A 991-nucleotide genomic window follows, 5' to 3' on the forward strand; every position below is an offset into this window, starting at 1 on the left:
GGTCACCGCCACCGTCCAGACGCGTGAGCAGCTGGGCCGGGTGGCGGCCACGATCCGGCGGGCCGCCTCCCAGGGCGTACAGCTGGGGCTGCGCGAATGCGACTACAACGACGACGCGGCCTTCGCCGTCAACCTCGGCCTGGGCGTGGTCCCCGACTCGGTGGCCACCATTCCCGCTGATGTGCGAAAGGCGCTGTGATGTCCGTCTTCGACCAGCTCACCGACACGGCCCTCACCAAGCTCCTCGGCCGCGCTGCGACCGCTGGTGCTGCCCAGATGCCGCGGCTGAGCGAGAAGGGCATGGACGTGGCCCATGGCGGGATGTGCTCCTGGGTGGAGGCCCCGCCGGAGTTCACCGCGACCTCCAACCAGACCGCCGGGCTGTGGCCTTTCGCGGTGGGCACCTCCTCCCCGCTGGTGGGGGCGGTGCTGGGACGCAACCAGCTCAACGGCTCGGTGGTGTGCGGGGACCCGATCAACCTGTTCCTGCGCGGGATCATCTCCTCCCCCTCCTGCTTCATCCTCGGCCTCCAAGCCAGAGGCAAGTCCTCGGTGGCCGTGCGCATGGCCCTGGCGTTGGTCGACCAAGGGTTCCTGTTCGTCGGGGCCAGCGACGTCAAGCCGGACCTGGCGGGGCTGACCGTGGCGGTGGGCGGGCAGGTGATCCGGGTGGCCCCGGGGGTGGGGGCGATCAACCCCCTGGACGCCGGACCGCTGTGGCACCGGCTGGCAGAGCTGCCCGAAGCGCTGGGGCGGCAGATGCGCGCGGAGATCCACAGCCGCCGCCTCAACACCCTCACCGGACTGCTGGAACTGGTGTTCAAAGCACCGTTGGACGCCCGGCAGCAGGAACCCACGGTGCTGTCGATGGCCATCGCCCAAGCGGCCGACCACGCCGAGAAACAGGGGCGGCAACCGATCATCGCCGACGTCGTGAACGTCATCCGCGCAGCACCCGCGGCGATCATGGCCGCGATCCTCGTCGAGAACG

General features: G+C 70.3%; 1 protein-coding gene and 1 pseudogene. Both read left to right on the forward strand.

Features of this window, described 5'->3' with window-relative positions:
• Window positions 1–199, forward strand: a 199-nt coding sequence (locus tag IEW07_RS20715) for a hypothetical protein (RefSeq protein WP_371870257.1), incomplete at its 5' end; no start/stop codon positions are given.
• Window positions 199–991, forward strand: a pseudogene (locus IEW07_RS20720) (hypothetical protein); the annotation flags it as partial. The gene IEW07_RS20715 and the pseudogene IEW07_RS20720, both read left to right, overlap by 1 nt.

This window comes from Kocuria dechangensis (genome assembly GCF_014636775.1).
Lineage (GTDB): Bacteria > Actinomycetota > Actinomycetes > Actinomycetales > Micrococcaceae > Kocuria > Kocuria dechangensis.